This window comes from Rhizobium sp. CC-YZS058 (genome assembly GCF_034720595.1).
Classification (GTDB): Bacteria; Pseudomonadota; Alphaproteobacteria; order Rhizobiales; family Rhizobiaceae; genus Ferranicluibacter.
In genome coordinates this window covers 314467-330804 of the sequence record NZ_JAYESJ010000001.1, presented here as the reverse complement: position 1 = coordinate 330804, position 16338 = coordinate 314467, and the positions used below count along the sequence as shown (strand labels likewise).

The window sequence follows — 16338 nt, the reverse complement described above, 5'->3', positions numbered from 1 at the left end:
AACTGCCGTCTGAGACGGACTGCACAGTCTCAAGCAGATTACTGCTGCAGGTTGGTGCAGTTCTTGTTGTCGGTGGCGCCAGCCGTTGCAACGGTCGGGCAATCAGAGCTGGAACCAGCCTGGCTCGGAGCCATTGCATTCGGAGCCATTGCGCCGGCAGCCGGTGCGGTGACCGAGCCAGTCGTGGACTTATCGGCGCCGAGGCCGTTGCAAGCGGTGTTGTCAGTCGCGCCGGCGAGAGCCTGGGTGCAATCGCCGTTGCTGTTGGCGGCAGGTGCCATGGTGGACTGTGCGAAGGACGGGGTGGCAGAGGCCATACCGAGGGTCATGGCGGCAATGGCAAGAAGCTTCATAGACATCGGGATCTTCCTTTTTCCGAACCTGATCCGCCACCACCGGCAGCGGCTTTCGTTACCCGCCGTTAACAAGTTGCCGGACTCAATGTTCCGCCGCTAAGACAGATTTTCCAACATCGGGCGAGAAATACGTCGGTCGCGTTCAGATCGGAAAAGAGTTGTTTTGCCGTGGAACCAGATCGCAGGAGGATACTTGTTCTCCCCGATTGCAGTCTGTGTCAAACGGACGCGATGGAGATGAAGAACATAGGGGTTTTTCCGTTTTCACCCTATGGCCAACGAAGTGGCAGTCGAGCTTCCCACCCATCCAGCCTGCAATCCCCTTTCCGTTTCAACGCCTGTTTCTGTGAAGGCCTTCCCCGGTGCCGCACCGAGGGATTTGGCGAAGGTCTGCCCATTACACCTCGTCGGCGTCTCGATTGGCTGCAGGCTGCTGTTGCTGAAGACGCAAGGCGCGCAGCCGTTCGGTCTTCTGACGGGCTGCTTCCTTCTCCGCATCAAGCATCGCTTCCACGACGGTTTTCGTCTCGTCGATATTCCCGAGCGCCGGTCCCGATTTCGGGCGGCGCTTCTTCTTCTCTTCCGTCACACAGTGTCTCCCACCTAGGAATGGGAACGTTTTCCTGTCGCATGAGGGAAGGCGTCATTCACTTTTGTTAAAGGCACCCGGCTTTCCCTGCCGATTGCGTCGTTTCCGGACAGATTTCTCTGCTCGTGAAGCACGAATTCGCGGTTGCAGTGCGCGCATCCAGGCCGTGAAATCGAGTCGTCAGGGAACTTGTGCGGCCGCTCGTGCGTCTTGAGAGCGTCCCCGGGAAGGCGCAGCGATCCCGGAATTCGGGCGTGCGCCGCTGACCTGTCCGCCGCGCGCCAACCGAAGAACCCGGCAAGCGCGATGCGGGCCCCCAAGACCATGCAAAGGAACCCTTACCATGTTGAAATGGGCGCTGATCTTCCTGGTGATTTCTCTCGTCACCGGCTTTCTGGGCTTCTCCGGCGTTTCGGCTGCCACCGCGACCATCGCGCGCATCCTCTTCGCCATCGCGATCATCATCTTCCTGATTTTCGTCGTTCTTGCCTTCATGGCCGGCAGCGCGATCGTCTGATGTCCGTCGCGCCTCGTCTGCCACGACGGCTGGCGGGGCTCGATCGACGCCCGATTGTAACAGCCGGCGGGTGATGTTTGCGAAACGCGTTGCCCTTGGCGTCGGGCGACCGACGCGCCGCGGCCTTACAAAGATCACTCACGCGAAAGCGATCGAACCATTCCGGCCTCGGAATCGTTCAGGATGGCCCGTCACGCTTCTTCGAGGATTTCATGGATATCATTCGTATTCTGTTCGCCATTCTGCTCCCGCCCGTCGGCGTGTTCCTTCAGGTCGGTATTGGCCTGCAGTTCTGGCTGAACATTCTTCTCACCCTCTGCGGCTATATTCCCGGCATCATCCATGCCATCTGGGTCATCCTGCGCCGCTAGACCCTTTCCAGCCGAAGCGTGATCGCTTCGGCGTCGGACAATGCGGCCAAAACAAAGACATCGAGCATTGCAGGTGATCCAGTGATCGCCGGAAATGCCCGAGGGACAGCGGCGGGCAGGTTCTCAATGCCCTGCCCGCACAACCCGTCAGTCGAAACGCTGATTGGCTTCATTGTCCTGGAACTGCTCGTCCATGATCGTCTTGCTGTCGAGTCCACGCTCGCGCGAATGCTGGGCCTTGTCGCGATTGGACAGAACGGAATTGGCGGGCAGGATGGAGTCGTCGAGCTCGGTCATTGCGCCCGTCCCGTGACCCTTTCCCTTTGCACCCACGCCAATATGTTTGTGATCGGCCTTGGCCATAACAGTCTCCTTCCGGTCTTCGACCCGGCATCGCGCCGGGCCGCGAGGCAAAACCGGAAGAGTGCAGCCTTGTTCCCGGGCGTGCTGGCCGTCTCAGCTCGTCACGCGGTCGATGGCGGCGAACAGATCGCTAAACTGATAGGGCTTTGGCAGATAGACCGTGCGCGCGGGAAGCAGCATCGGATCGAGCCGAACCAGCCCCGAGGTGATGATGACGCCGAGCGCTGGACGCATGGCGCGCACGCGGCGGGCGAGCTGCAGCCCGTCCATCGATCCCGCCATGTTCACATCGGTGAAGACAACCTCAATGTCCTGACGGTTTCGAAGCAGGATGATGGCCTCGTCGGCATTGGCCGCCTCCAGGACCGTGTGCCCGATCTCTTCCAATGCATCGAGCGTGTTAAACCGGATTTCCGCCTCGTCCTCGACGATCAGAACGACGGACTTCTTGCTGGACATGATACGCCTCGTCAGCTGCCTCTCGCAGAAAGCGGCGAACTAGGCCAGTCGACGATCAGTTTCAACCGCCAGTTAACGGTCAAAGAACCATTGGTCGAAGCTCTCGGACGCCGACCGATTTTTTCTTCAAGGGCGCGGAACTAATGGCGCGGCTCGCCGTTTGTTCGCGACCATTTTGGCGAGGAGGCCCTGTCGTTGAGCGAACATCTCGATCTTTCCCAGCTCCAGAAGGACGGGGTCGTCCGGCGCATCCGCAGCGTCGACGAGTTCTGCCGGCGCTACCGGCTGAGCGAGGACGAGCGTATTCGCCTGACGCGCCTCTTCGGATCCTTTGCCAGCGAACACGAACTGCTGATGAACGCCACCCGCTCGCCGGTTTTCCGTTAAGCGCCCGCTTCCCCTCAGGAGCGGCTGGACCATCCTTCGGCGTTAGTCATCCACCGCAGCCGGCCGTGCCGCAAGCCATGAGGCAAGACCGTCGGCTGCGGCGCGGCCTGTCGCCATGCAGGCGGTCAGCAGGTAGCCGCCTGTCGGCGCTTCCCAATCCAGCATCTCGCCGGCCAGGAACAGGCCGGGAATGTCGCGCAGCATGAACTGCCCGTCGAGGCCCTCGAACCGGACGCCGCCGGCTGAAGAGATGGCCTCTTCGATCGGCCGTGTGCGCTGGAGGGGAATAGGCAAAGCTTTCAGCGTTTCGGCCAGTCGCGCGACATCCCCGGTCAGCGTCTCCGGCGCACAGTCGCGCACGAGCGCAATCTTGACCGGATCGAGCCCCGCGGCCTTGCGCAGGCGGTTGGACAGGCTGACGCGCGCCGGCTGGCCCGCCAAGGCCTGTGTCAGCCGCTCGACCGGCCGCCCCGGCGCAAGATCGAGGATCAGCGCCGCTCTCCCCTCCTCGGCCAGTTGATCCCGCAAGGCTGCGGCATGGCCATAGACCAAGCTGCCTTCGATCCCATGCCGGCTGATGACGAACTCCCCCTGGCTGCTGCCCATGCGCGAGCGGGCCACCACCGATTTCACCGGCGCACCGGCGAAGCGCTCCCGGAAGATCTCGCTCCAAGCAACATCGAACCCGCAATTGGCAGGCTGGAACGGGGCGATCGACACCTGCGCGGCAGCAAGACCGGCCACCCAGCGGCCGTCCGAGCCGAGCCGCGGCCAGCTGGCGCCACCAAGCGCCAGAAGCACCGCCTCCGCCCGCTCTTCGACGATCCCCTCCGGCGTCTCGAAACGCAGTCTCAAGGCATCGCCATCGAGGCCGAGCCAGCGATGGCGGGTGCGGATCGCAACCCCCCGATCCTCCAGCCGTCGACGCCAAGCGCGCAGCAAGGGCGAGGCCTTCATTTCCATAGGGAAGACGCGCCCGGACGAGCCGACAAAGGTTTCACTGCCGAGCCCCAGAGCCCAGGCCCGCAGATCGTCCGGGGTAAATGCGTCGAGCGCCGGCATCAGCCGCGGCGTCGCCGCGCCGAAACGGCCGACGAAGCGGGCATAGTCTTCCGAATGAGTGAGGTTCAGACCGGACTTGCCGGCAAGCAGAAACTTGCGCCCGATCGCCGGCATGGCCTCATAGACCGTCACGGTTTGGCCGGTCTCCGACAGCCGCTCCGCCGCCGCCAACCCCGCCGGCCCACCCCCGACCACCGCAACCCCCCGCTTTTCCCTTGCCTGCATCATTGAATTTCCATGCGACAAGAGAGTCCATCTGGCAAGAGCCACCTCTCCCTGCGGTTGCCTCGCGTGGGTTGGGGCGGCTATGGTTGGGGCTTACGCAATGCCAGCGCCTCCGAGTGTCGATGTTCCTTCTTTCCAAGATTTTCTGGCTGTTCGCCCAGCCGCTGTCGCTCGCCTTCGCGCTCGTGGCCGCCGCTTTGGCCTTCGGGCTGTCGGGCTTTCAAAGGCTCGGGCTGGCCTTCAGCGGGGTGGCGGCCTTGCTGCTGTTCGTCACGCTGTTCACCACCACAGGCTCGGTGCTGCTGCAGCGGCTCGAGGATCGCTTTGCCCGTCCGCCCATGCCGGACGCCGTTTCCTGCCTGATCGTCCTCGGCGGCGCCTTTGAAAATGAGGTGATGGCGACGCGCGGCGGGATCGAGTTCAACCAGGCGGCCGACCGTTTCGTGGAGGCGCTGCGTCTGGCCCGCGCCTTTCCAGCGGCGCGCATTCTGGTTTCCGGCGGCGATGGCTCGCTCAGCGGCGATTACGAGGGCGATGCCGAGGCAGCGCAACGCTTTTTCCCGACTTTCGGCATCGAAGCCGACCGCCTGATCCGCGAGGCCGCATCGCGCACCACCTTCGAGAATGCCGCCAATACGCGCGAGGTCCTGAGCCAAGCCGGCATCGACGATTGTCTTCTCCTGACCTCGGCCTTCCATATGCCGCGGGCGATTGGCCTGTTTCGCAAGCTCGAAATCGCCGTGACGCCCTGGCCGACCGATTACAGGACAAGCGGCCGCGCCTCGTTTGGGTTCGACTTTACGCAGCCGGCACTCAATGCCCAGCTGACGACGACAGCGGTCCGCGAATGGATCGGGCTGATCGCCTATTACGCCGCCGGGCGAACCAGCGCGCTCTTTCCGCAGTGAGGGAACGGCTCTCGTGACGATCCTCGACATTCTCGATTATGCCGGCGTTGCGGTCTTTGCCGCCACAGGGGCCCTCTCGGCCTCGCGGCGCGAGCTCGACATCATCGGTTACATCTTCCTCGCCTCGGTCACCGGCATCGGCGGCGGGACGCTGCGCGATGTGATTCTCGGCCAGACACCGGTGTTCTGGGTGACCAATCCCGCCTATCTGGTGATCTGCGGCACGGTCGGCGTGCTGGTGTTCTTCTCCTCCCATCGGCTCGATTCGCGCTACCGCACACTGGTCTGGCTCGATGCCGCCGGGCTCTCGGCCTATTGTGTCATGGGAGCGGCAAAGGGGCTGGCGGCCACGGGCTCGCCGGTCGTGGCGCTGGTGACCGGCATGCTGACTGCCACCTTCGGCGGCGTGCTGCGCGATCTGCTTGCCGGGGAACCATCCGTACTGCTGCGGCCGGAAATCTACGTAACCGCTGCGCTGGCGGGCGCCGGCGCCTATGTCGCGGCCACCTGGCTTGGCCTGCCGCCAGCCTTTGCCTCTGGCCTCGGCGTGCTCACCGCCTTTGCAGTGCGTGGCGGCGCGCTGGTGTTCGGCTGGACTTTGCCTTCAGGCAAGGCCGGTCCCGGGCGGGACCCAAAGGATGTGCTGTAAGGTGAAGGCCTGGCCGGTCTTACCAGCGCTTGGGCCGGAGGCGGATGACCACGTCGACATGGGCGATCTCGAGCCCCTCCGGGGGTTCCGGGAGATTGCCGATGGTGATGTTGTTGACCGGGATATCCAGCACCTCGTTCTCGCCCTCCACGAAAAAGTGATGATGGTCGGAAACATTGGTGTCGAAATAGGTGCGGGCGCTTTCCACCGAAAGCACGCGGATGATGCCAGCTTCGGTGAACTGGTGCAGCGTGTTGTAGACGGTGGCGAGCGAGACGGGCACGCCGGCGGCCACCGCTTCCTCATGCAGTTCCTCGACGGTCAGATGACGGTCGCCCTTGGCGAAAATCAGCCCGGCCAGCGCCAGGCGCTGGCGCGTCGGCCGAAGGCCGAAGCGGCGCAGGCGATCTTCCGTCCGCATGTCAGCTGCTTGCGTCATGGATCCGCGGTGCTCTCCGGCTCTGCTCGTCATCGAGCGGGCTGCTCTTGTTAAGTTGACTGTCAATGTCGATATAACTTTTGCCGAGAAGTGTTTCAATAGTTTGGGCTGGAGGCCGGCCGCGAACAGTGTTGCAGGGCCGAAAAAGCAGCAAATCAGCGAATAGCGCTGGTCGATTGGCCTGCCATGCGCTATGCGACTGCGGAAAAGCAGGGTGGCAAAGGGCGTTGACAGGCAGGGACACGTGCCGGACGCAGAGCCTGACAAGGCATCCCGAGCCAGACCGGCCCATATGTGATAGCGGGGACACCAGAGGTTCATGACGACGAGACAATCCAGCTTCGGCTATGAAGAGATCCTGACCTGTGCCCGGGGCGAGATGTTCGGTCCCGGCAATGCGCAGCTGCCGCTCCCGCCCATGCTGATGTTCAACCGGATTACCGAGATCTCCGAAACCGGCGGCCCGCACGACAAGGGCTTCGTTCGCGCCGAGTTCGATATCACGCCGGATCTCTGGTTCTTCCCGTGCCATTTCCATGGCGACCCCGTGATGCCCGGCTGCCTTGGCCTCGATGCCATGTGGCAGTTGACCGGCTTCTTCCTCGGCTGGCTGGGCGAGCCCGGCAAGGGCCGCGCGCTCTCCACCGGCGAGGTGAAGTTCACCGGCATGGTGACGCCCAAGACCAAGCTGGTCGAATACGGCATCGACTTCAAGCGCGTGATGCGCGGCCGCCTGGTCCTTGGCATTGCCGATGGCTGGATGAAGGCGGACGGCGAAACCATCTATAAGGCAACCGACCTGCGTGTCGGTCTGTTTCAGGAAAAGGCGGCCTGAGCGCGGCCGCGCCCGCCCCTTCCGCCAGATTTGAGAAAAGGTCAGTCATATGAGACGGGTAGTTGTCACGGGTCTCGGCATCGTGTCCTCGATCGGAAACGACGCTCAGGAGGTCACGCAGTCCTTGCGCGATGCGCGCTCCGGCATCAGCTTCTCGAATGATTTCGCCGAGCACGGCTTCCGCTGCCAGGTCTGGGGCGCGCCGAACCTCGACACGACCGACCTTGTGGATCGCCGCGCGGCCCGTTTCCTGTCCCAGGGCGGCGCATGGAACCATGTCGCCATGAAGCAGGCGATCGCCGATTCCGGCCTGGAAGAGAGCGACATTTCCGGCAATGAGCGCACCGGCATCATCATGGGCTCCGGCGGCCCCTCGACGCGCACGCTGATCGAGGCCGCGGAGATCACCATCAAGAACAACAGCCCAAAGCGGATCGGCCCCTTCGCCGTGCCGAAGGCCATGTCCTCGACCGCTTCGGCGACGCTTGCGACCTGGTTCAAGATCCACGGCGTGAACTATTCCATCTCCTCGGCCTGCTCCACCTCCGCCCATTGCATCGGCAACGCGGCCGAAATGATCCAGTGGGGCAAGCAGGATGTGATGTTTGCCGGCGGGCACGAAGATCTCGACTGGACCATGTCGAACCTCTTCGACGCCATGGGCGCCATGTCGTCCAAATACAACGACACGCCGGCCACCGCATCGCGCGCCTATGACGTTTCGCGCGACGGCTTCGTGATTGCCGGTGGCGCCGGCGTTCTGGTTCTCGAGGAGCTGGAACATGCCAAGGCGCGCGGCGCGACCATCTATGCCGAGCTGACCGGCTATGGCGCCACCTCGGACGGCTACGACATGGTGGCCCCCTCCGGCGAAGGCGCGATCCGCTGCATGCGCCAGGCACTTGCCACGGTGAAGGGCGAGATCGACTATATCAACACCCACGGCACCTCGACCCCGGTCGGGGATAGCAAGGAAATCGGCGCGATCCGCGAGGTGTTCGGCGACAAGATCCCGCCGATCCAATCGACCAAGTCGCTGACCGGCCATTCGCTGGGTGCCGCCGGCGTGCAGGAATCGATCTATGCGCTGCTGATGATGAAGGAGCGCTTCATCGGCGAGAGCGCCCATATTACCGAGCTCGACCCGGAATTTGCCGGCGTGCCGATCGTGCGCGAGCGCATCGACAATGCCAAGATCGATACGGTTCTGTCCAATTCCTTCGGCTTCGGCGGCACCAACGCCACGCTCGTCTTCCAGCGCTACAACGGGTGAGGCGTCCATGACCGGGATCATGTCAGGCAAGCGCGGCCTCATCATGGGCGTCGCCAACAGCCATTCGATCGCCTGGGGCATTTCCCAGGCGCTGGCGCGCGAAGGCGCGGACCTCGCCTTCACCTATCAGGGCGAAGCGCTCGGAAAGCGTGTGAAGCCGCTTGCCGCCGAGGTGAACTCCGACATCCTTCTGCCCTGCGATGTCGAGGACCTGGCTTCCGTCGACAGCGTCATCGAAACGCTGAAGGAGCGCTGGGGCACGCTCGATTTCATCGTTCATGCCATCGGTTTCTCCGACAAGAACGAGCTGAAGGGTCTTTACGCCGACACCTCGCGCGAGAACTTCAGCCGCACGATGGTCATCTCCTGCTTCTCCTTCACCGAGATCGCCAAGCGGGCGGCAGAGATGATGAACCCCGGCGGGGCCATGCTGACGCTGACCTATAATGGTTCCATGCGCGTCATGCCGAATTACAACGTGATGGGTGTCGCAAAGGCCGCGCTCGAGGCTTCCGTGCGCTACCTCGCCGCCGATTACGGCCCGCGCGGGCTGCGCGTCAACGCGATTTCGGCCGGTCCGATCCGCACGCTGGCCGGCGCCGGCATTTCGGATGCGCGCGCCATGCTCTCCTGGCAGCAGAAGAACTCGCCGATGCGCCGCACCGTCACCATCGAGGACGTCGGAAACGCCGCGCTCTATCTGCTCTCGCCGCTTGCCAGCGGCGTCACCGGCGAAATCCATTATGTGGACTCCGGCTACAACATCACCTCGATGCCGGTGCTGGAAACCCTGCGGAATGCGGATGACGGCTGAGCCAAGGCTCAGTCGCCAACGGCGCTGTTCGGCTCTATGATCGTTCGGATCGCGGGTTTGAGCGCGTAGGGAACGGCTTCCAGGGCGTCGAGCGCATCGCGGTTATCGCCGCGTTCCGCCAAATCCCGCACGAAGGCGCGCGTTGTCACCAGCGTCATGGGAACCATGGCCGCTGCCATGAGATTTGGCACGGCGCCATCCTCATAAAGGATCAGAGCTTCCCCAGCATCCTCCGGCTCGATCGCTTCCACATATTCGCGGATAGCCCGCTCACCGCTGTTGCGAAGAGCCTTCTTGAGCCTGTCGGCCTGGTCCGGCCGCTCCCGCAGCGCTGAGATCGCAAGTCCTTCCAGCGTCTCGACGCGCTCCACGGCCGGTGCCATCCGCCCAAGCCAGTCCGCGATGTCCTTAGCGAACGGCTTGGCGAGATCTCCGCAGACCTCCTCCTCGATCCGATCGACCATGACGACGCGGCGGTTGGTCAGCCGAATGGCGTCGAGCAACCCGGCGGCTGCAAGCCGGATCAGCGGACCGGCATCGGCGATGATGAGCGGATCGCGCTCGCTCATGGTCAGGCTCCTAGCGTCGTCCCCACAGCACCTTGAAGCGCGCATTCCTGCAGGTTTCGCCCCACTCGCGGAAGAGCTCGTTCATGACCGGCTCATAGGGCAGGCCGCGATTGGCGACCATCATCAGGCGCCCGCCCTGCTTGAGGCTCCTGGCGGCCATGCGGATCATAGCCTGGCCGAGTGCCGGATCGGCGGCCTGGGTTTCGTGGAAGGGCGGGTTCATCACGATCAGGTCGTAATGGTCGCGCGGGGCTTCCGCCGTCAGGTCCTGCCAGTAGAAGCGGGTGGCCACATCCGGCGCAAGCGCCTTGAGATTGCCGCGGGCCGCCTCCAGCGAATTGTAATCTGACTCGAACAGATCAATACCCTTCAGCCCCGGCGCGCGTTCGGCAAGCATGACGGAGAGATAGCCGTAGCCGGCGCCGAAATCTGCCGCATGGCCGGTGAAGTCGGTCGGCAAGCGGGAGACGAGCAGCTCGGAGCCGGGATCGATCCGGTCATGCGAGAACATGCCGGGTGCGGCATCGAAGCGTTCTTCGACACGCACGGGCTTGGCGGCGAAGCGGGCGATCTCCGCGCTCGGATCTTCCGGCCGGGCGAACCAGAAGACGACACCGTGATATTTCGGCATGCTGTCGCCGCCCCAGTCGAGCGCGGCGAACCGCTTGCGCAGCGACTGGATGCCGTCTTCCTTGGTGCCCGCAACCAGGATCAACCCGCCGATGCGCGTGCGCTTCAGGGCTTCGGCAATCAGGTTCTCGTTCTCGCCGCGGTGCTTGCCGCAGAGAATGAGGGTGGCGGCGTAGTCCTCTCCTTCCGGAAAGGGCGTCACGCTGGCGCCGGCCGAGACGAGGGCACGATAGGCGGGCCGGTCCGGCTGGACACAGGCGAGCGTCGCCGCAAACTCCTGCGGCAGGCGATATCCCGCCTCGGCGCCGAGAAAGAGCACGCGCTCTCCTTCGCCTGGCGCGGCCAGCACGCCGCTGTCAAAGGGGTGGAACAGGGTTTTCACACTGTCTCGGCTCATGGGCTCCATGCCTCTTTTCGGGTGGGCGCGCGGGTGGTCCGCCTCAAGCCCATACACGTTCGAACCATCAAAAAAGGGCGCGGAACGATCCGCTCCGCGCCCTCCGTCCTCAAGAACTCTTTCGGCTTACTCGGCAGCGTCGCCTTCGGCCTTCTTGTCCTGGGCGATTTCCTTGCCGGTCGCCTGGTCGACGACCTTCATGGACAGGCGAACCTTGCCGCGCTCGTCGAAGCCCATCAGCTTGACCCAGACCTTGTCGCCTTCCTTGACCACGTCGGTGGTCTTGGAGACGCGCTCCTGGGCGAGCTGCGAGATATGGACCAGACCGTCGCGGGGGCCGAAGAAGTTGACGAAGGCGCCGAAATCTGCGGCCTTGACGACCGTGCCCTCATAGATCTGGCCGACTTCCGGCTCGGCGACGATCGAGTGGATCCACTTGCGGGCCGCTTCGATCTCCTTGCCGGAGGAGGAAGCGATCTTGATCGTGCCGTCGTCCTCGATGTTGACCTTGGCGCCGGTCTTCTCGACGATTTCGCGGATGACCTTGCCGCCGGAGCCGATGACTTCGCGGATCTTGTCGACCGGGATCTGCATGACCTCGATGCGCGGCGCGAATTCGCCGAGCTGGGCGCGGCCTTCGGTGATGGCATTGGCCATTTCGCCGAGGATGTGCTTGCGACCACCCTGCGCCTGGCTCAGCGCAACCTTCATGATCTCCTCGGTGATGCCGGCGATCTTGATGTCCATCTGCAGCGAGGTGATGCCGTCGGCGGTGCCGGCGACCTTGAAGTCCATGTCGCCGAGGTGATCTTCGTCACCCAGAATGTCGGAGAGAACGGCAAAGCGTTCGCCTTCGAGGATCAGGCCCATGGCGATGCCGGCAACCGGCTTGGCGAGCGGAACGCCCGCATCCATGAGCGCCAGCGAGGTGCCGCAGACGGTGGCCATGGAGGACGAGCCGTTGGACTCGGTGATTTCCGAAACGACGCGCAGCGTGTAGGGGAACTGTTCCGGGCTCGGCAGCATCGGGCGGATGGCGCGCCAGGCGAGCTTGCCATGGCCGATTTCACGGCGGCCCGGGGAGCCCATGCGGCCGGTTTCACCGACGGAATAGGGCGGGAAGTTGTAATGGAGCAGGAAGCGCTCCTTGTACATGCCCGTCAGGCTGTCGACATATTGTTCGTCTTCGCCGGTGCCGAGCGTGGCAACGACGATCGCCTGCGTTTCGCCGCGGGTGAACAGTGCCGAACCATGGGTGCGCGGCAGGATGCCGACTTCGGACACGATCGGACGGACGGTCTCGAGATCACGGCCGTCGATGCGGCTCTTGGTGTCGAGGATGTTCCAGCGAACGATCTTGGCCTGGAGATGCTTGAAGGTGGCGCCGATGACTTCCGCCGTGTAGCGCGGTTCCTGACCTTCCGGGAAGAAATGCGCCTTGACCTTGGCCTTTACCGCGTCGACGGCGGCGTAACGATCGGCCTTCTGGGTGATCTTGTAGGCATCGCGCAGCTCGGCTTCGAAATGCTGCAGCATTTCGGCTTCAAGAGCAGAATGGTCTTCCGGCTCGAATTCGCGCGGCTCCTTGGCGGCCACTTCGGCGAGCTTGATGATCGCGTCGATCACCGGCTGGAAGCCCTTGTGGCCGAACATGACGGCGCCGAGCATCACGTCTTCGTTCAGTTCCTTGGCTTCCGACTCGACCATCAGCACGGCGTCCTGCGTGCCGGCAACGACGAGGTCGAGGCTCGACTCGTCCATCTCGTCGAGATGCGGGTTGAGAACATACTCGCCGTTGATGTAGCCGACGCGCGCGCCGCCGACCGGGCCCATGAAGGGAACGCCGGAGAGCGTCAGCGCTGCCGAGGTGGCAACCATCGACAGGATGTCGGGATTGTTCTCGAGATCGTGCTGGACGACGGTGACGACGACCTGGGTGTCGTTCTTGTAGCCTTCCGGGAAGAGCGGACGGATCGGACGGTCGATCAGGCGCGAGACCAGAGTCTCGTTCTCCGACGGACGACCTTCGCGCTTGAAGTAGCCACCCGGGATCTTGCCGGCGGCGTAGGTCTTTTCCTGGTAGTTGACGGTAAGCGGGAAGAAGTCCTGGCCCGGCTTCGGCGACTTGGCCGAGACGACGGTGGCGAGAACGACCGTTTCACCATAGGTGGCGAGCACGGCGCCATCGGCCTGGCGGGCGATCTTGCCCGTCTCAAGCTTCAGCGGCCGGCCGGCCCATTCGATTTCGACGCTGTGGGTATCGAACATGTTCTGTCCTTGCAGTGGCGGAACGCGGGGTGCGCTGCTCGTCTTTCAGGGGCGGCGCAGGCGGCGTTGCTTCGCCAGGTGCGACACAATCACGGGCAAGACAGCGGGAGGCTTCGCGTCACCGCGCCGTTCGGCGCGGAAGCATCCGGCAATCCTGCCCCATGAGAGGTCCAGGTTGATCCGCAGTCCGGCCCATCCGGCCTGCTGGAAGACGTTTCTGCCAAGGCCCCGATCGGGCCTCGCTTCGTGGCGGGCGTGAGAAACCACGCCGTTAAAAGAAAACGGCGGGCGTCCTTGCAGCAAGGAGCCCGCCGGGATTGGTCTTAGCGGCGAATGCCGAGGGCGCCGATCAGCGCGGTGTAGCGACCTTCGTCCTTCTTCTTGAGATAATCAAGAAGCGAACGGCGGCTGGACACCATGGTGAGAAGGCCACGACGCGAGTGGTTGTCCTTCTTGTGGCCCTTGAAGTGTTCGGTCAGATTGTTGATCCGCTCGGTGAGGATGGCCACCTGGACTTCCGGGGAACCGGTGTCGCCTTCGGCGGTTGCATACTGCTTGATCAGCTCTGCCTTGCGTTCTGCGGTGATCGACATCGGTGATCCTTTCTATGTCTGAGGATTTCGGGACGCCGGCAGCCGAGATGTCGTTCAGCTGGGGCCTTGAAGAGCAAAGGGAACATGGCGGCAAGAGCCGGTTCCCGTGCTGGCGGTGCCTATAGAGCATCTGCAGCCAAAAGAAAAGAGGCGTTCCGGCGGGCTTACCTTGGTAGAACCGCCGGTGCTCCTGCTACTCCGCGTTAAAGACGCGCTTGGGACGGAACTCGCCCTCGCCGATTTCGCCGATCGCCACCAGCTTGCCACGCGCGGTGGCATAGGCTTCGGGCTCGGCCAGCGGCGCATCCCGCCCGCGCAGGATGATGGGGTTGCCCATGCGCAGCCGGTGCGCCTGGTCTTCCGAAACCGCGATATGCGGCAGGGAGGAGAGCGCTTCCCCGGTGTCGATCAGGTGAGCGTCGAGCGCGGCCAGACGGTCGGCTTCGTCCTCGATCTTCTCGAGCGCCGTCAGGGCCGAAAGCGGCACCATGCGCTCCTCGGCGAAGGGGGCGACGAAGGAGCGGCGCAGCGAAGCAATATGCCCGTAGCAGCCGAGATCGCGACCGAGGTCGCGCGCCATGGACCGCACATAGGTGCCCTTGCCGCATTCAATTTCGAAATGCGCGAGATTGGGCGTGCAGCCGAGCAAGGTCAGACGGAACACTTCGACTTCGCGGGCCGGGATATCGAGCGTCTCCCCCTCGCGCGCCAGATCATAGGCCCGCTCGCCGTCGATCTTGATGGCGGAAAATTGCGGCGGGATCTGCGAGATGACACCGGTGTAGCGCGGGAGAAGCGCACGGATCTCTTCCTCGCCCGGACGGCGATCGGAGGTCTTGACAGCCTCGCCCTCCAGATCGTCCGTCGTCCGCTCCTCGCCCCAGGCGACGGTGAACTCATAGATCTTTCGGCCGTCCATCACATAGGGCACGGTCTTCGTGGCATCGCCAAGCGCGATCGGCAGCATGCCGGAGGCGAGCGGATCCAAGGTGCCGGCATGGCCGGCCTTCTGGGCCTTGAACAGCCATTTGATCTTGGAGACAGCCTCGGTCGAGCCGAAATCGAGCGGCTTGTCGAGAATGAGCCAGCCCGAGACCGGGCGCCCTTTCGGCTTGCGCGGTTTTCCCATCGTCTTCTAGTCCAGGTTCTTGCCAGGGTTTGATCGTGTCTCGAAGGGCGGAGGCAGGCCTCAGGCCTCGTCCTCGCCCGCGTCCAGGTCGCGCGCCACATCGGGCGAGCGCAGCAGCGCATCGATCTTCTTGTAGTTGTCGAAGCTCGTATCGTCGCGGAAGCGCACTTCGGGCATATATTTCATCTGCCGGAGATGCGGGCTCAGGCGGCCGCGAATGAACTTGGCATTGCGATTGAGCGCCTCGACGGTCGCCTCGTGATCGCTGACGCCGAGCGGCGTCACGAAGGCAGTCGCGATCTTGAGATCGGGCGACATGCGCACTTCCGAGATCGAAATCACCGTCGTCTCGATCAGCGGATCGCGCACCTCTCCACGCTGCAGCACCTGCGTCAGGGCGGCGCGGACTTGTTCCCCCACCCGCAACATGCGCTGCGAGGGAGCCGAGGAGGTCGGTTTGCTCATGATCGATCCGTTTTGCGCGCGCTCAGGCCCGGGGCCCGGCCGCAATTGAGGCGGTGCAATGCCCTTTTCGGCCTCAAAGGTCAAGGCGAAAGCCGGAAAAAGCCGGTTTGCCGCCAAAGACGAGCTTGAGGCGCGCGGCCGGACATGATCATCTTCACCATCATTCCCGGAGCCGCCATGCACGTCCTCGTCGTTGAAAACATGCCCCATTCGATGCTCGGTCTCGTCGGCACGGCGCTGAACGAAGCGGGCGGGACGCTCGATATCCGCAAGGCCTATCTTGGCGACGCTTTGCCCGAAGGACCGGACGAGCACGATGCCCTGGTGGTGCTCGGCGGAGAGCAGAGCGCGCTCGACGATGCGCTCTTTCCCTATCTGCCGGACCTTGCAGTGCTGATGGCGCGGTTCGGGGAGAGGGATCGGGCGGTGCTCGGCATCTGCCTCGGCAGCCAGATCCTCGCCCGCGCCCATGGGGCACAGAACCGGCTCGGCGTGGCGCGGGAATTCGGCTGGCAGGAGATCCGGCTGACCGAGGAGGGGCGGTGTGACCCCGTTCTCGCCACGGCGGGCCGATCCTTCCCGATTTTCCAATGGCATGCCGACACCTTCAGCCTGCCGCCCGGCGCCGTGCATCTGGCGGAAAACGAGACGACGGCCAATCAGGCATTTCGCATCGGCCGGGCGTCCTATGGCATGCAGTTCCATTTCGAGGCCGGGAGGGCCGTGGTTGCCGAGTGGAAGAGCCTCTATGCCGATCAGATCGACCGGATCGACCCGAGCTGGCTTGCCGGATCGGCGGCACTGGAAGCCCGCTTCGGCGCCGAAGCCGAGGCGGCGGGCCTTGCGCTCGCCCGCGCCTGGGTGCAGCAGATTCGCAGACGCGATCTACCGGAGACCGCAGGCGAGACGCGCGCGGCCTGAGGGAAAACAACCGTGCGACCAGAAACGTCACCAGCCGAGAGCCTTTGCGACGCAGAGGCTTCGGCGGCTGCGCGTTGCCGGATGGCCTTCGCCACCCTATTCTTGAGAGAGAAGAAGGA

At 63.8% G+C, this 16338-nt stretch carries 21 protein-coding genes; 9 read left to right on the top strand and 12 right to left on the bottom strand.

Translation table 11 applies throughout. The features are described from left to right. Positions 1–38 precede the first annotated feature (38 nt). Both U8330_RS01630 and U8330_RS01625 read right to left on the bottom strand, forming a co-directional pair. Positions 39–359 (bottom strand): hypothetical protein, encoded by a 321-nt coding sequence (locus U8330_RS01630; RefSeq protein ID WP_323103407.1) that lies wholly within the window; start codon positions 357–359, stop codon positions 39–41. Between the two features lie 394 nt (positions 360–753). After that, positions 754–945: a hypothetical protein gene (locus U8330_RS01625; RefSeq protein WP_323103405.1), complete on the bottom strand. Its 192-nt coding sequence runs from the start codon at positions 943–945 to the stop codon at positions 754–756. Between the two features lie 343 nt (positions 946–1288). Between U8330_RS01625 and U8330_RS01620 the strand changes: the two genes are divergently transcribed. Together U8330_RS01620 and U8330_RS01615 are read left to right on the top strand one after the other, a co-directional pair. Continuing rightward, the gene (locus U8330_RS01620) at positions 1289–1462 is read left to right on the top strand and encodes a DUF1328 domain-containing protein (RefSeq protein WP_323103404.1); all 174 of its coding nucleotides are present in this window, start codon (positions 1289–1291) and stop codon (positions 1460–1462) included. A gap of 212 nt (positions 1463–1674) precedes the next feature. Beyond that, a complete protein-coding gene (locus U8330_RS01615; RefSeq protein ID WP_323103403.1) occupies positions 1675–1833 on the top strand; it encodes a YqaE/Pmp3 family membrane protein in 159 nt (52 codons plus the stop codon). Between the two features lie 147 nt (positions 1834–1980). On the opposite strand, the gene U8330_RS01610 is transcribed toward U8330_RS01615, so the two are convergent. After that, positions 1981–2196, bottom strand: a complete 216-nt coding sequence (locus tag U8330_RS01610) for a hypothetical protein (protein WP_323103402.1) — start codon at positions 2194–2196, stop codon at positions 1981–1983. Between the two features lie 93 nt (positions 2197–2289). Further along, positions 2290–2655 carry a response regulator gene (locus tag U8330_RS01605; RefSeq protein WP_416236793.1) on the bottom strand — a complete coding sequence of 122 codons (366 nt, stop codon included), beginning with the start codon at positions 2653–2655 and terminating at the stop codon, positions 2290–2292. A 195-nt stretch (positions 2656–2850) separates the two neighbouring features. Between U8330_RS01605 and U8330_RS01600 the strand changes: the two genes are divergently transcribed. Then, complete coding sequence (locus tag U8330_RS01600) at positions 2851–3042, top strand: hypothetical protein (protein ID WP_323103401.1); 192 nt, start codon at positions 2851–2853, stop codon at positions 3040–3042. A gap of 42 nt (positions 3043–3084) precedes the next feature. On the opposite strand, the gene U8330_RS01595 is transcribed toward U8330_RS01600, so the two are convergent. Then, positions 3085–4332, bottom strand: a complete 1248-nt coding sequence (locus tag U8330_RS01595) for a TIGR03862 family flavoprotein (protein WP_416236792.1) — start codon at positions 4330–4332, stop codon at positions 3085–3087. A 119-nt stretch (positions 4333–4451) separates the two neighbouring features. On the opposite strand from U8330_RS01595, the gene U8330_RS01590 reads away from it, so the two are divergent. Then, entirely contained in the window at positions 4452–5237 is a 786-nt protein-coding gene (locus tag U8330_RS01590; protein WP_323103400.1) for a YdcF family protein, read from the top strand. 13 nt (positions 5238–5250) lie between these two features. Next, complete coding sequence (locus tag U8330_RS01585) at positions 5251–5886, top strand: trimeric intracellular cation channel family protein (protein WP_323103399.1); 636 nt, start codon at positions 5251–5253, stop codon at positions 5884–5886. 19 nt (positions 5887–5905) lie between these two features. Here the strand turns inward: U8330_RS01585 and irrA are convergent, their stop codons facing one another. Further along, positions 5906–6325 carry an iron response transcriptional regulator IrrA gene (gene irrA / locus U8330_RS01580; RefSeq protein WP_323103398.1) on the bottom strand — a complete coding sequence of 140 codons (420 nt, stop codon included), beginning with the start codon at positions 6323–6325 and terminating at the stop codon, positions 5906–5908. Between the two features lie 319 nt (positions 6326–6644). Here irrA and fabA point away from each other — a divergent pair, with 319 nt between their 5' ends. From fabA to fabI, 3 genes are read left to right on the top strand one after another with little or no spacing between them, the layout of a single operon-like run. Further along, positions 6645–7160, top strand: coding sequence for a 3-hydroxyacyl-[acyl-carrier-protein] dehydratase FabA (gene fabA, locus U8330_RS01575; RefSeq protein ID WP_323103397.1), 516 nt, complete (start codon positions 6645–6647; stop codon positions 7158–7160). Between the two features lie 49 nt (positions 7161–7209). Further along, complete coding sequence (fabB, locus tag U8330_RS01570) at positions 7210–8433, top strand: beta-ketoacyl-ACP synthase I (protein ID WP_323103396.1); 1224 nt, start codon at positions 7210–7212, stop codon at positions 8431–8433. A 7-nt stretch (positions 8434–8440) separates the two neighbouring features. After that, a complete protein-coding gene (gene fabI, locus U8330_RS01565) occupies positions 8441–9247 on the top strand; it encodes an enoyl-ACP reductase FabI (RefSeq protein ID WP_323103395.1) in 807 nt (268 codons plus the stop codon). 8 nt (positions 9248–9255) lie between these two features. Here fabI and U8330_RS01560 read toward each other — a convergent pair whose 3' ends face one another. The 6 genes from U8330_RS01560 to rbfA form a co-directional block, all read right to left on the bottom strand. Continuing rightward, positions 9256–9816, bottom strand: a complete 561-nt coding sequence (locus tag U8330_RS01560; protein WP_323103394.1) for a hypothetical protein — start codon at positions 9814–9816, stop codon at positions 9256–9258. Between the two features lie 10 nt (positions 9817–9826). Next, positions 9827–10843 carry a class I SAM-dependent methyltransferase gene (locus U8330_RS01555; RefSeq protein WP_323103393.1) on the bottom strand — a complete coding sequence of 339 codons (1017 nt, stop codon included), beginning with the start codon at positions 10841–10843 and terminating at the stop codon, positions 9827–9829. Between the two features lie 126 nt (positions 10844–10969). Further along, positions 10970–13111: a polyribonucleotide nucleotidyltransferase gene (pnp, locus tag U8330_RS01550; RefSeq protein ID WP_323103392.1), complete on the bottom strand. Its 2142-nt coding sequence runs from the start codon at positions 13109–13111 to the stop codon at positions 10970–10972. A gap of 323 nt (positions 13112–13434) precedes the next feature. Next, positions 13435–13704 carry a 30S ribosomal protein S15 gene (gene rpsO, locus U8330_RS01545; protein ID WP_323103391.1) on the bottom strand — a complete coding sequence of 90 codons (270 nt, stop codon included), beginning with the start codon at positions 13702–13704 and terminating at the stop codon, positions 13435–13437. 193 nt (positions 13705–13897) lie between these two features. After that, positions 13898–14833: a tRNA pseudouridine(55) synthase TruB gene (truB, locus tag U8330_RS01540; protein WP_323103390.1), complete on the bottom strand. Its 936-nt coding sequence runs from the start codon at positions 14831–14833 to the stop codon at positions 13898–13900. 60 nt (positions 14834–14893) lie between these two features. Further along, entirely contained in the window at positions 14894–15298 is a 405-nt protein-coding gene (gene rbfA, locus U8330_RS01535; protein ID WP_323103389.1) for a 30S ribosome-binding factor RbfA, read from the bottom strand. 177 nt (positions 15299–15475) lie between these two features. Here rbfA and U8330_RS01530 point away from each other — a divergent pair, with 177 nt between their 5' ends. Then, a complete protein-coding gene (locus U8330_RS01530) occupies positions 15476–16219 on the top strand; it encodes a type 1 glutamine amidotransferase (protein ID WP_323107083.1) in 744 nt (247 codons plus the stop codon). Positions 16220–16338 lie beyond the last annotated feature (119 nt).